The organism is Roseibium sp. QJM3NY_11 (assembly GCF_056173175.1).
Genome location: NZ_CM149660.1, coordinates 1,147,721 through 1,163,772, shown reverse-complemented (window position 1 = coordinate 1,163,772; position 16,052 = coordinate 1,147,721). Strand labels below are relative to the sequence as shown.

Below are 16,052 nucleotides of genomic sequence, written 5' to 3'. Positions count from 1 at the left end.
ATCAAAAAGTTACCGGTAACGTAAATTTTGTCAGAACCTAAATTACAAAATAAAAACAAAAAGATAAGCCTCGCGGAAGTTGCGAAGGCCGCCGGTGTTTCGAAAATGACCGCAAGCCGCGTGCTGCGTGACGAAGGCGGCTTCTCCGAAAAAACACGCGCCAAGGTGATGGTGGAAGTGGAGCGCCTGGGCTATTTGCCGAACCGGCTCGCGACGGTCTTTGCGGGCGACAAGAAGTCGACATTCATAGGTGTCAGCATTCCCGATCTCGGCAACGAGGTGTTCACCCACGTTCTGGAAGGGATCGACCGCAAGCTGGCCAGCTTCAATCATCAGACCGTGCTCGGCATGACCCAGCATGTTCAGAGCGAGGAAGAGAACTGGATAGAGACGGTGCTGTCCTGGCAGCCGGCCGGCCTGATCCTCACCGGCCGCGCCCACTCGCCCCGGGCCATCCAGATCCTGAAGGGCGCGAATGTCCCGCTCGTTGAAATCTGGGACCTGAATTCAAGCCCCGTGGACATGTGCGTCGGGCTCAATCATTTCGACAGCGGATACGACATGGGGCGCTTTCTGCTGACGAAAGGCTACACCCGTTTCGGCTATGTCGGAACGTCCCACGACGCGGCCAATGCGGCCACATCGCGCCTGAACGGCTATGCCAAGGCAATTCAGGATGGTGGCGGCAAGCTCACCAGGCAGCTTTGCCTCAACGACATTCCCGGATTTTATCCCGGCTTTTACGGAACCGAGCAATTGCTGTCGTCAGATCCGCATGTGGAGGTGATCTTTTACCAGAACGACAACATGGCGGTCGGCGCGGTTCATTTCTGCCAGGCCCAACAGATCTCCATACCCGGTGACATCGGGATCGCCGGCTGGGGCGAGCTGCCGATCGCCTCGGTGTTGCCCTACCGTCTGACGACGGTCCATGTGAATCATCTGCGCATCGGCCAGCTCGCGGCTGAAAAACTGCTGCTCAAGGTCAATGGAGACAGCGCGACATCCGTCAGCGACGTTGGCTTTCAGCTTGTCCCGGGAGACACTGTCTGACGCCGCCCGCCACTTGGACTTTCCGACGCCGCCCCCACAAAGACTTTCCAACGCAGCCGAAACCGAAATCCGCCACGTCTCGAGCAAATCCTGATTACCCTAGGTCGTGTTGCCGGGGTCCAGCGTCAACGGACACAGAATGTGACTTTCCGCAACCTGTCCGCCGGCGCTTGCCAGAATGGCGTCGGCGACCGCCTCGCCGATCCGGTGGCCGTCGGTGCTGATTGTGGTCAGGCGGGTGTTGATCGTCTGCTCCCGCGACGTGCCGTTGAAACCCAGGACCCGGACATCTTCCGGCACCCGGTATCCGGACTTCAGAAGAACTCTCAAGCCACCGATCGCCATGGCGTCGTTGAGATAAAAAATGCCCTCGACTTTCGGTCCGTCCTCCAAGAGCCGACGTGTGAGCAGTTCGCCGCTTTCGGCCTGCCGCGGGACGTCCGGATCCGTCACGACGCTGACCTGCGCACCGGCCGCGCTCATGTCCGCAATGAAACTGGCCATGCGCCGGGACGCACACAGATCCAGTTGCGTTTCCGCGCCGACATAAGCGACCTTGCCCAATCCAAGCTCCAGAAAATGGCGTGCGGCGATTTTTCCCGCCTCGACATGTGACGGACCGACTGTGACCTGCCCCTGGGGATCGTCGCCGTCCCAGATCTGAATATGCGGCACATCAAATCGCTGCTGCAGAAGCTGTGTGCGCTGGGTGGACGCAATCCCGCCGCTGCGCACGAGAAAGGCTGGCCTCAGACTGAGCAGCTCCTGGATCTGGCGTTCTTCAACCTCCGGGTCCATCAGGCTTTCGGCGATGAAGATCGACAGCGAGGCCCGGTCCAGCAGACTGTGCAGACTGCTGATGATTTCCGCGTAGATCGTATCGGCGATCGAGGGGATAAGCACCGCAACCAACATGCTTTTTTGCGTGCTGAGCGATCCGGCCAGCCGGTTGGGCACATAGCCGAGTTCGTCAGCGGCTTCGAAGACGCGCGTCTTTGTCTGGTCTGAAATGGCGCCGGTTCCGCGCAGAACTTTCGAAACGGTCATGGTGCTGACCTTCGCTAGCCTGGCAACGTCCGCAAGCGTGACCATGTCTTGACCCTCCCCTCCGGCTGCGCCGGTTGCCGCGCCCGGATATCTGTCGCAGCTCCGTTGACAATCTAGCGTGTTACCGATAACAAATAAATCAGGTTATCGATAACCTAACACTGTTTCGCGCTTGAGCGGTCAACTTTCGGGAGGAAACGTTGGTTATTTGGCGGAAGTTATGGCGCGTCATTGATTGGACGATGGCGGCACTGCTCCTGGCAATGATCGTGTTGGTTTTCACCAACGTGGTCTTGCGGTACGGATTTTCATCCGGCTTGCGACCCTCGGTCGAATTGTCACGTCTGGGGCTGGTCTGGGTCGTCATGCTCGGGGCCGCCGTGGTGCTGCGCCGTGAAGACCACCTTGCGGTGACCGAAGTTGCCGAGGCGTTTCTGCCGCGACTGGTCCCCTTTCTGCGGCGCCTCGCCTATCTGGTCATTCTGATATCGGTCCTGATGCTGTTCTGGGGGGCGTTTCGCCAGATGAACGCCAACTGGAACAACATCTCCCAGCTCACCGGTCTCCCCTCTGCCCTGTTTTACCTGGCCGGTGTCATCTCAGCCGTTCTCATGACCGTGATCGCGGCTGTGCGCATTATCTCGCCGGACGCTCTGGATTTTGACGAAAACCGGGAGAACACCCCGTGACCCTCCTGCTTTTCCTCGGCGTCCTGATCGGCGCCATCCTGCTCGGACTGCCGGTAGCCTTTGCGCTGCTCCTGGCCGCCATCGCCCTGATGCTGCAAATGAACCTTTTCAGCGCGGACATCCTGGCGCAGGCGCTCATCAACGGCGTCGACAGCTTTCCGCTGCTGGCAATCCCGTTCTTCCTGGTCGCCGGCGAAGTCATGGCCACGGGCGGTTTGTCCAAACGCATCGTGCGCATGGCTGTTTCCATGATCGGCCACAAGAAGGGTGGTCTCGGCTATGTCGCCATTCTGACCGCAATCCTGCTTGCCGGCCTGTCGGGGTCCGCCGTTGCCGACGCGGCCGCCCTTGTCGCCATCCTGTACCCGATGATGCAAAAGGCCGGCTATCCCGACGGGCGTTCGGTCGGCCTTCTCGCGGCTGGTGGTATCATCGCTCCGGTCATTCCGCCGTCCCTGCCGCTGATCCTGATCGGTGTTGCCGGCAACATCTCGATCAAGAACCTGTTCCTGGGGGGCATTGTCCCCGGCCTGATGATGGGTGCTGCGTTGATGCTGGTCTGGAACCTGCTGATGCGCCGCGAAGACCTCGAAACACTGGAACGGGCAACAGCCGCCGAACGCATGGCCGCCTTCACCGATGGTGTCTGGGCGCTTCTTTTGCCGGTCATCATCATCGGCGGTATCCGGTTCGGCGTATTCACCCCGACCGAAGCGGCGGTTGTCGCCGCCGTCTACGCGATTTTCGTCTCGGCGGTCATCTACCGGGAAATGACGTTCCAGCGCTTTTTCCGCATTCTGGTGAATGCCGGCCGCTCGACGGCAATGGTCATGTTTCTGGTCGGCTGTGCGATGGTCGCCGCCTGGCTCATCACCGTTGCGCAGCTGCCGCAGCAACTCGCCGCACTGCTCGGACCGCTGGTCGACAATCCGCGCCTGCTGATGGCGGTCATCATGGTTCTGGTGCTGTGCGTCGGCATGGTGATGGACCTGTCGCCGACCATTCTCATCCTGGTGCCCCTGCTGATGCCCGTGGTCAAGCTGGCCAACATCGATCCGGTCTATTTCGGACTGATGTTCGTCATCAATTGCTCCATCGGACTGATCACCCCGCCGGTTGGAACGGTTCTGAACGTGGTGTGCGGTGTCGGCCGCGTGCCGATGTCTGCGGCGGTGAAAGGCTCATGGCCTTTCATCACCGCCTATCTGATGCTCCTCGCACTCTTCGTTGTGTTCCCGAGCATCATCACGGTTCCGATGAAATGGTTCATCGGTTGAGAAGGGAGGAACTCTCAATGAAACATCACTTGAAACAGATTGGTCTGGCCACGCTGGTAAGCCTGGGCATGGCAACGTCATCGCTTGCGGAAGTCACGCTGAAGTTTGCCCATGCTGCCCCCGAGACCGACCTGCAGCAGGATCTCGCCAAGTTCTTCCAGAAAGAAGTCGACGCGAGAACGAACGGCGAAGTCAAGGTCCAGATCTTCCCGCAAGGACAACTCGGAAACGATGCGACGATGATCGACGGCGCCCGCGCCGGCATCATCGATGTTGTCATGGTCGGCCTCAACAACTTTTCGGGCCTGATGCCCGAGTCGGCAGCTTTCACCCTTCCCTTCATGTTTCCGACCCGTGAGACAGCCTATTCGGTCCTGGACGGTGAGGTCGGGCAAGGCGTTCTGGCCGATTTCGAAACCCACGGCCTCAAGGGGCTTGGCTTTCCCGAAAACGGCTACCGCAACATGACCAACAACAAGGGTCCGATCCGCACGCCGGACAACGTCAAGGGCCTGCGGATGCGGGTCAACAATTCCAAGGCCCTCAACGACATGTTCGCGGCGCTGGATGCCAACCCTCAACAGATTCCGGTCGCGGAACTCTATACGGCGCTCGAGACCGGCGTTGTCGACAGCCAGGACCATCCGATCGGCGTGACGCTGTCCTTCAAGTTCTATGAAGTCCAGGACTACCTGAGCCTCACCCAGCATGCCTATTCACCGCTGGCTGTCGCCATGAACCTCAACAAGTTCAACGGCCTGACGGAAGATCAGCGAAACACGATTGTCGAGGTCGCCGCCGAAGCCGTCGCCATGCAGCGCGAGCTGAGCATTGCCAAGGAAGACGAAATGATCACCGCGCTTGAAGAAGCCGGCATGAAGGTCAATCGCGATGTCGACGGCGCAGCGTTTCAGGCAAAGGTCAAGCCGGTCTGGGAAGCCTTTATTGCGCAGAACGGCGATGCCCTCGTGAACGCCATTCAGGACGCTTCACAACAGTAAGCAGCCTTTACGCGCTGGAGCCTCCAACACTCAAAAGCGGCCCGATCTCCAACCGGATCGGGCCGTTTTCCCTGGCCCCGTCGCCACGAAGCAGCGAGACAATGATCTCACCGGTCTTGTGGCCAATCTCCACCGGGTGAGGATCGACTGTCGTCAGGGTCGGCACGCAGATTGAAGAGATGTCATAAGCGCCAAATCCGGCGATCGCGATGTCTTCAGGCACCTTCACACCCTTGCGCATGCATTCGGTGAGAGCACCGAATGCGGACAGATCCGACACGCAGATGACCGCCTCGGTGTCCGGAAAGTTCCCCAATAGCCTGGACATGGCATCGGCCCCTTCGCGCATTGAAATCGGCGGGTCGCCTGCGCCGATCAGCCGGTCGGCCGCCAGCCCCTGTCCGGTCATGGCATCGATGAAGCCACGCCGGCGGTCCGCACCGCGCGTGTCGCCATCCGTGTCGCCACCGATAAAGGCGATGCGCCTGCGGCCGGTTGTCACCAGATGCCCGACAAGGTCATCCATGGCGGCCGCATTGGAAAAGCCGACCACATGACCGATCGGCTGTTCGGGCAGATCCCAGGTTTCAATGACGGGAATGTTTGCGCGCTCGAGCAATTGGCGGGTTCTGTCGGTATGACGGCCGCCGGTCAGTACGATCGCTTCCGGACGGCGCCTCAGGAACTGTTCGACGATCCGTTCTTCTTCGTGAATGTCATAATTCGAATATCCGAGCAGCACCTGCAGATCGGCGTCCTTCAAGACTTCTGAAAGCGCGCCCACGGTGTCGGCGAAATTCGCGTTGTTGATCGATGGAATCAGCACGGCGACAAAGCCGGTGCGCTGGGACCGGAATGTGGCCGCATTGCTGTCAAACACATATCCGAGGTCCTCGGCAATCTCCAGGATGCGCTTGCGGGTGTCCTCTCCGACCGACGCATGCTGCTTGAACGCCCTGCTCACGGTCATGACCGACACGCCGGCCCGCTGGGCCACATCCTTCATCGTTACGGTTCGCTGCATTCATTCCCGCCCTGAGTTCAGCCTGTAGTTACGCAAAATGGGCCTGTCGCTGCAATCGCAGTGACAGGCCCTATCCATACCGGTCCCGGTCCGTATTGTCTTGCGCCGGAAAACGCCGAAAAGACCCTATCTTCCGTATGCGTTCGCTTCGGTCACATGGTGATGGATCCTGCCCTCAAAAAACTCGGAGACGATTTCGCCGGTCACCTCGCGCGAGCGCTCCCGCACGTCGCTTTCAAGCGCCCCCGCCATTGCGGTCCTGTCCGGATAGGAGATTGCCAGGATCAACGGAAATTCCGGCGCTCCCTCGTCGCGTTCCTCGCCAAACATCACGCGGACATCGCTGTTTCCGGGAAACCGCGTCCACAGGGGAACCAGCCGTTCCTTGACTGCGGTGCGAAAGGCCTCGGTCTTGCCGGGCCTGACACTGCCTTCGAACAGCGCAAAACGGGTGATCATTTGAAGTGCTCCTTCTCTGGTCCCTTGAAAAACTCCATGAGCGCCGCCTGGTCCTCGCCGCCAAGTCCGGATGCGGTCAGCATTCTGTGAATTTCGGCACAAAGGGACGTCAGCGGCATCGACGTGTGCGTGCGCCGGGCCAGATCCTGAGCCCCGTTCAGATCCTTGACCATGTTGTCGATCCGGCCGGTGCGCCGATAATCGCGCTCCACGAAACGCGGCATGTATTCCTGCAGGATCGCGCTGTCCGCACGCCCGCCCTTCAGCGCCTGCGGGATCTTTGCGGCGTCGACCCCCGCATCAAGCGCAAGCTGGGTTGCTTCTGCCACGGCCAGGAACCCCAGCCCGCACAGGACCTGGTTGATCAACTTGGTCGTCTGTCCGGATCCGACCGGGCCCATATGGGTGTAATTGGCGCTGACATGCTTCAAAACGTTGTGCGCATCGGCGACATCCTTGGCAGAACCGCCCGCCATCAGCGTCAGCTCGCCGACCAGGGCCTTGGGCGCTCCGCCCGAAAGGGGGCTGTCGACCCAGCGCAGGCCGGCTGCCCCAGCCCTGCCGGCCAGGTCCTTGGTTGCATCCGGATCGATCGAGGACATGTCGATGATCAGCGTTCCTGGCCTGGCGCCACTGGCAATCCCCTTTTCGCCGAAGACCGCAATCTCGACGATCCCGGGCGAATTGAGACTGGTGATGACATAATCCGACCGGCTCGCGGCGTCGGCGGCGGACGCCGCCGCTTGCGCGCCCTTGTCCACCAGCGCGGCCACTTTCTCGGTATCCGGATCAAAGACCATCAGCCTGTTGCCCGTTTCGGCAAGGCGCGCACCGATTGCGCCGCCCATGGCCCCCGCTCCGATGAGGGCTACATTTTCACTCATTGCGTTTTTCCTCGAATTCCGGCGAGCAATTCGGCGACCACCAGATCAGGCGCCTGGTCTATAGACGCCTTGACCGACAGCTCGTCCGGCTCCGGCGGCTCCAGTGTTTCAAGTTGACTGTCCAGCAGGGCCGGCGGCATGAAATGCCCTTCCCTTGACGTCATTCGTTCGCTCAGGACGTCCCGGGTGCCTTCAAGATAAAGGAAGATCACCGGACCTCCGGCCCTGTCGATGATCCGCTCGCGGTAAGCCCGTTTGAGTGCCGAACAGGCCACCACCGTCGGTTCGCTGACGTCTTTCAGGCGCAACCCGACCCTGTCGAGCCAGGGTTCGCGGTCCGCATCGCTCAATGGTTCTCCGCGGCTCATCTTGGCAATGTTTTCCACCGGGTGCAGGTCGTCCCCATCGAAGAACTTCCCGCCGATCGCTCTGGCAAAACCGCGGCCGATCTCGCTTTTACCGCAGCCGCTCACCCCCATGACGACAAAGGCGGTCATCACAGACACGCCGAAATGCCGCCATCGACAAACACGGTGGTGCCGTTGACAAAGGAGGACGCCTCGGAAGACAGGAATATGCAGGTACCGACCAACTCTTCCACATTGCCCCAGCGCCCTGCCGGTGTCCGGTTGCCAAGCCAGTCGCTGAATGCCGGATCATTGACCAGGGCGGCGTTCAACGGGGTATCGAAGTAACCGGGCGCAAGGCCGTTGCATTGCAGCCCGTGTTTGGCCCAGTCCGTCGCCATGCCCTTGGTCAGATTGGCAACGGCGCCCTTGGTTGCCGTGTAAGGGGCGATGCCGGGCCGCGCCAGCGCCGTCTGGACCGAACAGATGTTGACGATTTTTCCCGCGCCGCGCCCGATCATATGACGCGCAACGGCTTGTCCGACATGAAACACGGAGGCGACGTTGGTCTGCAGCAAGCGCTCGAACGCCTCCGCCGGAAAATCCTCAAGGGGCGTCCGGTGCTGCATGCCGGCATTGTTCACCAGGATGTCGATCGGACCGGTTTCGGCTTCGAAGCGGTCAATCGCGGTCCTGACCGCATCGTGGTTCGTAACGTCGAAGGACAATTCCTCGACAGTGTGGCCCTCCGAACGCAAGACAGCGCCGGCTTCACGAAGTTTCGCCGTGTCACGGCCGTTCAGAACGATCTCGCTGCCTGCCTGCGCCAGGCCGCGCGCAAGTGCAAAACCGATCCCCTGGGATGAACCGGTGATCAGCGCCCGTTTGCCGGACAGGTCGAACAGAGCCAGGCTCATTTGATTTCCCTCCACATGAAGTGATTGACACTTTCTCTTGTTATGTTATCGATAACATAAATTGTCAACCCAGGGAGGGATCAAAATGACCAAACCCGACATTCTCCAGGTCGGCCCGTATCCGGAATGGGACCAGGTCCCGCTGGAGGAAAGCTTCACCCTGCACAGATATTTCGAGGCGGGTGATCCGGATGCGTATCTGAATTCAGTCGGAGAGCGGATCCGCGGGATCGCGACACGCGGGGAGCTCGGAGCCAGCCGCGCGATGATCGCGGCCTGCCCCAATCTCGAAGTCGTCTCGGTGTATGGCGTCGGGTTTGATGCGGTTGATCTCGAGGCCTGCAAGGACCACGGCATCCGGGTCACCAACACGCCGGATGTGCTCACCAACGACGTTGCAGACCTCGGCATAGCCATGATGCTTGCCCAGTCGCGGGGCATGGTCGGCGCTGAGACCTGGGTGCGGGACGGCAGTTGGCAGGCAAAGGGGCTCTATCCGCTGAAACGCCGGGTCTGGGGAAGAAAAGCCGGTGTTCTGGGCCTCGGCCGGATCGGGTTTGAAGTGGCCAAGCGCCTGGCGGGATTTGACCTGGACATTGCCTATTCGGACATTTCCGAAAAAGACTACGCGCAAGACTGGACCTTCATCGCCGATCCGGTGGAGCTGGCAGAACACGCCGATTTCCTGTTTGTCACGCTCGCAGCGTCCACCCAGACCCGTCATATCGTCAACAGGCAGGTGATCGACGCCGTCGGTCCGGACGGCATGATCATCAATATCAGCCGCGCCTCCAATATCGACGAAGCCGCGCTACTGGACGCGCTGGAGAGCAAGCGGCTCGGCGCCGCTGCGCTTGACGTCTTCGAAGGCGAACCCGCGTTGAACCCCAGGTTCCTGGAGCTCGACAACGTGCTGCTGCAGCCGCACCACGCTTCAGGCACCATTGAAACCAGGAAGGCCATGGGCCGGCTCGTGCGCGACAATCTCAGCGCGCATTTTGCAGGCAGGGACCTGCTCACCCCCGTATTGTGAGGCTTACATGAAATCCATCGTCATTCACGCGGCAAAAGACCTGCGCATCGAAGATCGTGAAGAAGCACAGCCGGGCCCGGGCGAAGTTCAGATCAGACTGTCGACCGGCGGCATTTGCGGCTCGGATCTGCACTATTTCAATCATGGTGGCTTCGGTCCGGTGCACCTGAAGGAACCGATGATCCTCGGTCATGAGGTCTCGGGTCACATCACGGCCCTTGGCGCCGGCGTTTCCGGGCTTGAACCCGGACAGCTGGTCGCCGTGTCGCCCTCGCGGCCCTGCCGGAAGTGCCGGTTTTGCGATGAAGGCATGCACAACCAGTGCCTCAACATGCGTTTTTACGGCAGCGCAATGCCCTTTCCGCATATTCAGGGCGCATTCCGGCAGGTGCTTGTTGCCGAGGCCGGCCAGTGCACGCCCGCGGACGGCCTTTCCGCCGGCGAAGCGGCCATGGCCGAGCCCCTGTCGGTCTGCCTGCACGCCACCCGCAAGGCCGGCGACATGATGGGAAAATCGGTTCTAGTGACCGGCTGCGGACCGATCGGAATTCTGTGCATTCTGGCCGCGCGCAGGGCCGGCGCGGACCTGATCGTCGCCACCGACCTCAGTGAGTTTACGCTGGCAAAGGCCCGGGAGGCAGGCGCCGACCTGGCGCTCAACATGGCGGACGACCCGAGTGGCCTGGACAGGTTCATGCCCGACAAGGGCACGTTCGATGTTCTTTACGAATGCTCCGGCGCGGCGCCCGCCCTTGCCGCGGGGATCTCGTCCATGCGCCCGGGCGGCACAATCCTGCAACTTGGCCTCGGCGGCGACATGTCCCTGCCGATGATGGCGATCACGGCAAAGGAACTGTCACTGAAAGGCTCATTCCGGTTTCACGAGGAATTCCCTGTCGCCGTCAGCCTGATGCAGAAAGGCCTGATCGAACGTCAAACCCTTCATCACGCAGACCTTCGCGCTGGAAGACGCGGTTGCGGCGTTCGAGATTGCCGGTGACAGAAGCCAGGCGGTCAAGGCACAGATCGCATTCGCCTGAGCACCGGCCACCTGAAATTGGCGGAGTGATGGAGGTCGCCCCTTTCGGGGGTTGCAACCGGATCGCGAAAACGGCCTTGCACCCATTCCGCCAGTCCCCTCGCAGCATCGATATTTTCAAGCCGCGCCGCAGACCTGCCGCCGGAACTTGGTTTCCGTCCGGTCCCATTCGCAGGGGCCGTGACCTGCGGCAGCAAGCCGGCGCGCCATAGCAGCGCCTTATAGCCCGGTTGCAAGCAACGAGACCTCAACAGTCCGCTCCGATAGCGCGCAGGCCGGCCAGGGCAACGTCCCTGTCCTGCTCACCCGTTCCGGATCCAACACCGATCCCTCCGACCAGGCAGCCCTCGACAACAATCGGCAATCCGCCCGGCAGCCCTGTCACGCAGCCATCCGTGGCAAGACCGATCAGGGCGCGCACCTCTTCCGGGATACGCGCCGTTTCGGCACCAGTCGAAGACGCCGTCAGCGCTTTCGCCAAAGCGCTTTTCCTGCTCAGAAACTTGGCGCCTGTCATCCGGACTTCTGCCAGCACCTCACCGCTTGCATCGACGATGACGATGCACTGGGGTTGTCCGATTTCTTCGGCCTTGCCGACTGCAGCGCCCAGCATCGCCAGCGCCCCTCGATGCGTCAAACATTTCATGTCTTTAAAAAATGTCATGCTCTATTCCGGCCAATGCGAAAAGTTATCGATAACATATCGAACCAAAAGCCTGCGCACAAGGCATCACTACCGATTTTCACCGGGAACCGGCCCGTGATCAGGATTTGGGTTTTCTGCGCTTCTGCATCGGGCTTTGCCCTTCTTGATGGGCCCCGGTCATGTCAAGATCCACGACCCCACGGGCAAATACGCCAAGGGCCGGACGTTGGGGCGGCATGACCGTTCCCGGCGGCTCGGGCGTCGATTAGCCTCCGTCTGCCGTAAATCCGGCGGCCTCAATTGCTGCGATTGCGCAGGTTTCGTCATTGTCGGACGAGTCACCGGTTATTCCAACTGCCCCGAGGACTTCGCCGTCCTCTTTGATCAGAACACCACCGGGAACCGGCACCAGCGATCCTTCGGCAATGCTGTTCATTGCCTGGATAAAATAGGGCTGTGACTTTGCCCGTTCAAACAGGGCACGCGAGCCAAGCCCCATACCGATAGCCCCCCGCGCCTTGCCCTGTGCAATGTCAGGACGCAGATTGCTGGTGCCATCTTCGCGGGCCAGCGCAATCAAGAATCCACCGCTGTCGAGAACCGCGATTGTGATGGGTTTCATCTCATGGGCGCGCCGCCAGTCCAATGCGGCCGAGACAATTTTCTGCGCTGTATCCAAAGCAAGTTTCATTCCGATCCCCGATCTGCGTGTTCACCCTGGCCTATTGGCAGACTACGCCGCGATGACCGCCCCGCTTTCAATCAGGCTCGCGACAGTTTCCTGATCATACCCAAGCTTTTCCAACACCTCTCGGCTATGCTGTCCCAACACCGGCGCGGCCCTGGCAACTTTGGCAGGTGTTTTGCTGAATTTGACCGGATGTCCGATGGTCTTGACATCGCCCGCGATGAGGTGACTTGTCTCTACAATCATATCACGCGCAACCGCCTGAGGGTCCTCGTGCATCTCCAGAATGCCAAGCACCGGACCGGCTGGTAGCGCCGCCGCTTCCATCTTGGCCAACCAGTTGGCGGTCGTGTCCCGCTGCAGTTTTTCATTCAGGATTTCGACGAGCGCGGGCAGGTTTTGCATCCGCGCCAGGTTCGACGCAAACCTCGGATCCGCATCAAGCTCAGGTGTATCGATGACATCCAGCAAACGGAGCCAGTTGCGCTGGTTCGCGGCACCAACATTGATCCAGCCGTCGCTGGTCGCGAACGCCTGGTAAGGCGCATTAAGCGGATGCGCGGAGCCAAGCGGCTGGGGATTTTCGCTGGTGGAAAAAGCAATCGCCGATTGCCAGTATGTTTGCACAATCGCAGCCTCAAACAGCGACGTGTCGACTTTTTGACCCCGGCCGGTCTTCATCGCGTTTGCGTATGCCGCGCTCACACCCATGGCCGCCAGAATACCGGCATTGATGTCTGAAATCGGTGCGGCCACTTTGATCGGCGGACGCCCCGGTCCCTCGCCGGTGATCGACATCAGACCGGCCATGCCCTGGGCAATCAGATCAAAACCCCCGCGCTCCGCGTACGGGCCCGTACGTCCAAATCCGGAGATTTCGCAATAGATCAGGCGCGGGTTGATTGCCGCCAGATCGTCATAGCCAAGACCCAGCCGTTCCATTGTGCCCAAGCGATAATTTTCTATCACGACATCCGCATCTGAAAGGAGCTTGTGCAATACGTCTCGCGCCGACGGGTCCTTGAGGTTCAGCGCTATTCCCCGCTTATTGCGGTTCATCATCATGTAGGCGGCGGATTCGCCTTCAATCTGGGGTGGGACGAACCGACGAGAATCATCGCCTTGTGGCTTTTCCACCTTGATGACATCCGCGCCCATGTCCGCCAGCATCAGGCCACACACCGGACCTGCCATGATATGCGCAAGCTCGATGACCTTCATACCGGTCAAGGGCCCTGTTGCGGCCGTCATTTTCCGGTCCACTCCGGTCTGGATTTGCTCAGGAATGAATCGATACCGATGTGGAAATCATCGCTGGTGTAACACATCGCGATCAGGTCGTCGTCTTCAACCGCAATCGCGGCACGCCGGCGACGCATGGCCTCTTTTGTGGCGCGCAAGGTCAGGGGCGCCATGGTGCCGACCAGTTGCGCCAGTTCCCTGGCGCGAACCATAAGCGCCTCCTCATCCGGCAGAACCTCACTCACCAAGCCAATCGCCTGGGCTTCTTCAGCCAGGATCAGCCGCGCAGTGAAGATGATTTCGCGGACGCGGCCTGCTCCCATCAGATCCGACAGGCGGGCAAGGTTATCGCTGGCAAGGCAGTTCCCCAAGGTGCGTGCGATAGGAAACCCGAACTTGAGGCTGGCAGAGGTGATACGCAGATCACACGCCGCCGCAATCGCGGCCCCACCGCCTGTGCACGCCCCATTGATCGCTGCGATCGTCGGTACCGGACAACGCTCCAGGTCGTCCAGCGCTTGCGCGATGCGGGCTTCGTAGTCCAGCGCGTCCTGCGCAGTCTTGAAATCGCGGAACTGGCTCATGTCAGTGCCGGCCGCGAACGCCTTTCCACCCTTGCCGGAAATGACGATCGCCCGGACCGATCCGTTGGTTGGCAGCGACGTGCAGAGATTTGCGAGCGCGTCGTACATCGCAAATGTCAGCGCGTTGCGCGTCTCCGGGCGGTTGAACGCCACCCACAAGACACCGTCACTCAGGTGTTGGGTAAGGTCTTCGGTCATCGATAGAAATACTCAACGAGGAACATCGGCACCGCCGGCACATAAGTGCAGAGCATCAGCACCGCCAACAGGACCAAGACAAACCAGATATTCACCTTGGACACGTCCCAGATATTCGCCCGCGCCACCGAGCAGGACGTGATCAGAACGGATGCGACCGGCGGTGTCTGTTGGCCAATTGCAAGGTTCAGGGTGACGACAAGACCAAAGTGCACCGGATCAATACCCGCAGCGGAGATCAGCGGGATCACGATCGGGACAACCAGAATGATCGCGGCTGCCGAGTGCAGGAAGAACCCGATGATCAGGAAAAAGAAATTCAGGATCAGCAAGATCGCCCATTGCTGCGTTGTGACAGACAGAATGCCTTCCGCCAGTTGCTGAGGGATCTGCGCGCGGGTCAAGAAGCCGCCCATAAGAACCGATGCGGCAACCAAAAGCATGACCACGGCTGTTTGAATGCCGCCGTCAAGCATAGCGCGGCGCAAATGTCCCAAGTTCAGGTTGCGATACCAGGCAGAGACAACAAGTGCGGCCAGCACGGCCAGGCCTGCGGCCTCTGTTGCCGTGACAAATCCGCCGAAAATCCCTCCCAGAATGATCACTGGCAACGCAAAAGCCGGCATTGCGTCCTTGAACGTCTCGCGGACGCGCGGAAGATTGAATGCCTCTTCCACCGGATAGTCATAGCGTTTGGCGAAAGCATAGGCGACGCCCATCAACCCGGCAGCACCCAGGAGTCCCGGCACAACGCCGGCCACAAACAATTGCTCGACTGAGGTGTTCGCGGAGGCGGCATAAAGGATCATGGGGATCGACGGCGGAATGATGATCGCCAAAGAGGCAGAGGACGACGTGACAGCGGCGGAAAACTCCTTTGAGTACCCGCGCTTTTTCATTTGTGGAATCAGGATCGAGCCCATTGCAGCGACATCGGCCACAGCCGATCCCGAGATCTCTGCAAAGAACAGCGACACGCCAATGTTGACCATCGCCAGACCGCCACGGATGAAGCCGATGATCGCGGACACAAAATTGATCAGCCGATCCGTGATTCCGCCTGCATTCATAATGGCACCAGCCAATACAAACATCGGAATCGCGATCAATGAAAACTTGGTGGATCCGTCATACATGTCCAGGGCAATCGTGACCAGACTGCCTGCGCCCTCGGTCACCAGGAGTCCGATCACGCCGCACATGGCCAGCGAAACTGCAATTGGCACATTGATGCAAATCATCGCCAGCAAGGCGCAGAAGATCGCGGCAATCAGCATCAGGTACGATCCTTGTTCTTGACCATCTCAGCCTCAACCTCTTCCTCGATCTCCGCGTGTTCCAGGGAAACACCGTCGGCGGTAGCTTCCCAGTAACTCGGCAAGCTGAGAAGCTGGCACAGGATGAACAGGATCGCGCCGATCGGAATAATCGACTGGGTGAATTGAACCGGAACCCAGGTCAGCGAGATCAGTGTGTCACCCGCGAGCACTTCGAGAACCTGAAGCCCGGCTCGTGCCATCAGCACAAAGAAGATCAACACGATTGCCTCGCCCACCAGCAAGGCAGCCAGACGTGCCTTGACCGGCATCGCCAGAAGCACCGTATCAAACCCGATGTGACGACGGTGAAGTGCCGCAAGCGCCGAGCCATAATAAGTTATCCAGGCGAGCATGATCGCGGCGACTTCGTCATACCACGAGAAACTCTGACCCGAGATCCGTGCAATCACCGCCGAAATTACGACGATGGTCAGCAGCACCATCAGCGAGATCGTGATCCATTCCAGCACTTTGCCGAGGGTTGTGACAATCCGAGGTAGGAGTGAGTTTGAAAGCTGGTGCACGTCGGGCCTTGTCTTCTTGCAGGAGCCAAAGGGGCGCTCACGCGGATCTGTATAGCCACAGGAACAAATGGGCAGCGGATT

General features: G+C 60.0%; 17 protein-coding genes and 1 pseudogene. 6 read left to right on the top strand and 12 right to left on the bottom strand.

The window, feature by feature from the left end; translation table 11 throughout:
* Positions 1–105 precede the first annotated feature (105 nt).
* Positions 106–1,053 (top strand): LacI family DNA-binding transcriptional regulator, encoded by a 948-nt coding sequence (locus tag AC0VX3_RS05330; RefSeq protein WP_475523847.1) that lies wholly within the window; start codon positions 106–108, stop codon positions 1,051–1,053.
* A 99-nt stretch (positions 1,054–1,152) separates the two neighbouring features.
* Here AC0VX3_RS05330 and AC0VX3_RS05325 read toward each other — a convergent pair whose 3' ends face one another.
* The gene (locus AC0VX3_RS05325) at positions 1,153–2,145 is read right to left on the bottom strand and encodes a LacI family DNA-binding transcriptional regulator (protein ID WP_475523846.1); all 993 of its coding nucleotides are present in this window, start codon (positions 2,143–2,145) and stop codon (positions 1,153–1,155) included.
* Between the two features lie 197 nt (positions 2,146–2,342).
* On the opposite strand from AC0VX3_RS05325, the gene AC0VX3_RS05320 reads away from it, so the two are divergent.
* From AC0VX3_RS05320 to AC0VX3_RS05310, 3 genes are read left to right on the top strand one after another with little or no spacing between them, the layout of a single operon-like run.
* Positions 2,343–2,789 carry a TRAP transporter small permease gene (locus AC0VX3_RS05320; protein ID WP_342893167.1) on the top strand — a complete coding sequence of 149 codons (447 nt, stop codon included), beginning with the start codon at positions 2,343–2,345 and terminating at the stop codon, positions 2,787–2,789.
* Complete coding sequence (locus tag AC0VX3_RS05315) at positions 2,786–4,066, top strand: TRAP transporter large permease subunit (protein ID WP_475523845.1); 1,281 nt, start codon at positions 2,786–2,788, stop codon at positions 4,064–4,066. Before AC0VX3_RS05320 ends, AC0VX3_RS05315 begins: the two co-directional genes overlap by 4 nt.
* Positions 4,067–4,083: 17 nt before the next feature.
* The gene (locus tag AC0VX3_RS05310) at positions 4,084–5,067 is read left to right on the top strand and encodes a TRAP transporter substrate-binding protein (protein WP_475523844.1); all 984 of its coding nucleotides are present in this window, start codon (positions 4,084–4,086) and stop codon (positions 5,065–5,067) included.
* Between the two features lie 7 nt (positions 5,068–5,074).
* Here AC0VX3_RS05310 and AC0VX3_RS05305 read toward each other — a convergent pair whose 3' ends face one another.
* The 5 genes from AC0VX3_RS05305 to AC0VX3_RS05285 form a co-directional block, all read right to left on the bottom strand.
* Positions 5,075–6,091 (bottom strand): LacI family DNA-binding transcriptional regulator, encoded by a 1,017-nt coding sequence (locus tag AC0VX3_RS05305; RefSeq protein ID WP_475523843.1) that lies wholly within the window; start codon positions 6,089–6,091, stop codon positions 5,075–5,077.
* A gap of 126 nt (positions 6,092–6,217) precedes the next feature.
* A complete protein-coding gene (locus AC0VX3_RS05300) occupies positions 6,218–6,550 on the bottom strand; it encodes a hypothetical protein (protein ID WP_475523842.1) in 333 nt (110 codons plus the stop codon).
* A complete protein-coding gene (locus AC0VX3_RS05295; protein ID WP_475523841.1) occupies positions 6,547–7,434 on the bottom strand; it encodes an NAD(P)-dependent oxidoreductase in 888 nt (295 codons plus the stop codon). The genes AC0VX3_RS05300 and AC0VX3_RS05295 overlap by 4 nt, the downstream gene beginning before the upstream one ends.
* A complete protein-coding gene (locus tag AC0VX3_RS05290) occupies positions 7,431–7,931 on the bottom strand; it encodes a gluconokinase (protein ID WP_475525139.1) in 501 nt (166 codons plus the stop codon). Before AC0VX3_RS05290 ends, AC0VX3_RS05295 begins: the two co-directional genes overlap by 4 nt.
* Positions 7,931–8,698 (bottom strand): SDR family oxidoreductase, encoded by a 768-nt coding sequence (locus AC0VX3_RS05285; RefSeq protein WP_475523840.1) that lies wholly within the window; start codon positions 8,696–8,698, stop codon positions 7,931–7,933. Before AC0VX3_RS05285 ends, AC0VX3_RS05290 begins: the two co-directional genes overlap by 1 nt.
* An 85-nt stretch (positions 8,699–8,783) precedes the next feature.
* Here AC0VX3_RS05285 and AC0VX3_RS05280 point away from each other — a divergent pair, with 85 nt between their 5' ends.
* Positions 8,784–9,731 (top strand): 2-hydroxyacid dehydrogenase, encoded by a 948-nt coding sequence (locus AC0VX3_RS05280; protein ID WP_475523839.1) that lies wholly within the window; start codon positions 8,784–8,786, stop codon positions 9,729–9,731.
* Positions 9,732–9,738: 7 nt separating this feature from the next.
* A pseudogene (locus AC0VX3_RS05275) lies at positions 9,739–10,771 on the top strand (L-idonate 5-dehydrogenase).
* A gap of 246 nt (positions 10,772–11,017) precedes the next feature.
* On the opposite strand, the gene AC0VX3_RS05270 reads toward AC0VX3_RS05275, so the two are convergent.
* The 6 genes from AC0VX3_RS05270 to AC0VX3_RS05245 form a co-directional block, all read right to left on the bottom strand.
* Positions 11,018–11,383 carry a GlcG/HbpS family heme-binding protein gene (locus AC0VX3_RS05270; RefSeq protein WP_475523838.1) on the bottom strand — a complete coding sequence of 122 codons (366 nt, stop codon included), beginning with the start codon at positions 11,381–11,383 and terminating at the stop codon, positions 11,018–11,020.
* A 298-nt stretch (positions 11,384–11,681) separates the two neighbouring features.
* The gene (locus AC0VX3_RS05265) at positions 11,682–12,107 is read right to left on the bottom strand and encodes a GlcG/HbpS family heme-binding protein (protein ID WP_348152993.1); all 426 of its coding nucleotides are present in this window, start codon (positions 12,105–12,107) and stop codon (positions 11,682–11,684) included.
* Positions 12,108–12,149: 42 nt separating this feature from the next.
* Positions 12,150–13,355, bottom strand: coding sequence for a CaiB/BaiF CoA transferase family protein (locus AC0VX3_RS05260; protein ID WP_475523837.1), 1,206 nt, complete (start codon positions 13,353–13,355; stop codon positions 12,150–12,152).
* Positions 13,352–14,128, bottom strand: coding sequence for an enoyl-CoA hydratase (locus tag AC0VX3_RS05255; protein WP_475523836.1), 777 nt, complete (start codon positions 14,126–14,128; stop codon positions 13,352–13,354). The genes AC0VX3_RS05260 and AC0VX3_RS05255 overlap by 4 nt, the downstream gene beginning before the upstream one ends.
* Positions 14,125–15,405 carry a TRAP transporter large permease gene (locus AC0VX3_RS05250; protein WP_475523835.1) on the bottom strand — a complete coding sequence of 427 codons (1,281 nt, stop codon included), beginning with the start codon at positions 15,403–15,405 and terminating at the stop codon, positions 14,125–14,127. The genes AC0VX3_RS05255 and AC0VX3_RS05250 overlap by 4 nt, the downstream gene beginning before the upstream one ends.
* Entirely contained in the window at positions 15,405–15,971 is a 567-nt protein-coding gene (locus tag AC0VX3_RS05245; protein ID WP_475523834.1) for a TRAP transporter small permease, read from the bottom strand. Before AC0VX3_RS05245 ends, AC0VX3_RS05250 begins: the two co-directional genes overlap by 1 nt.
* Positions 15,972–16,052: the final 81 nt, after the last annotated feature.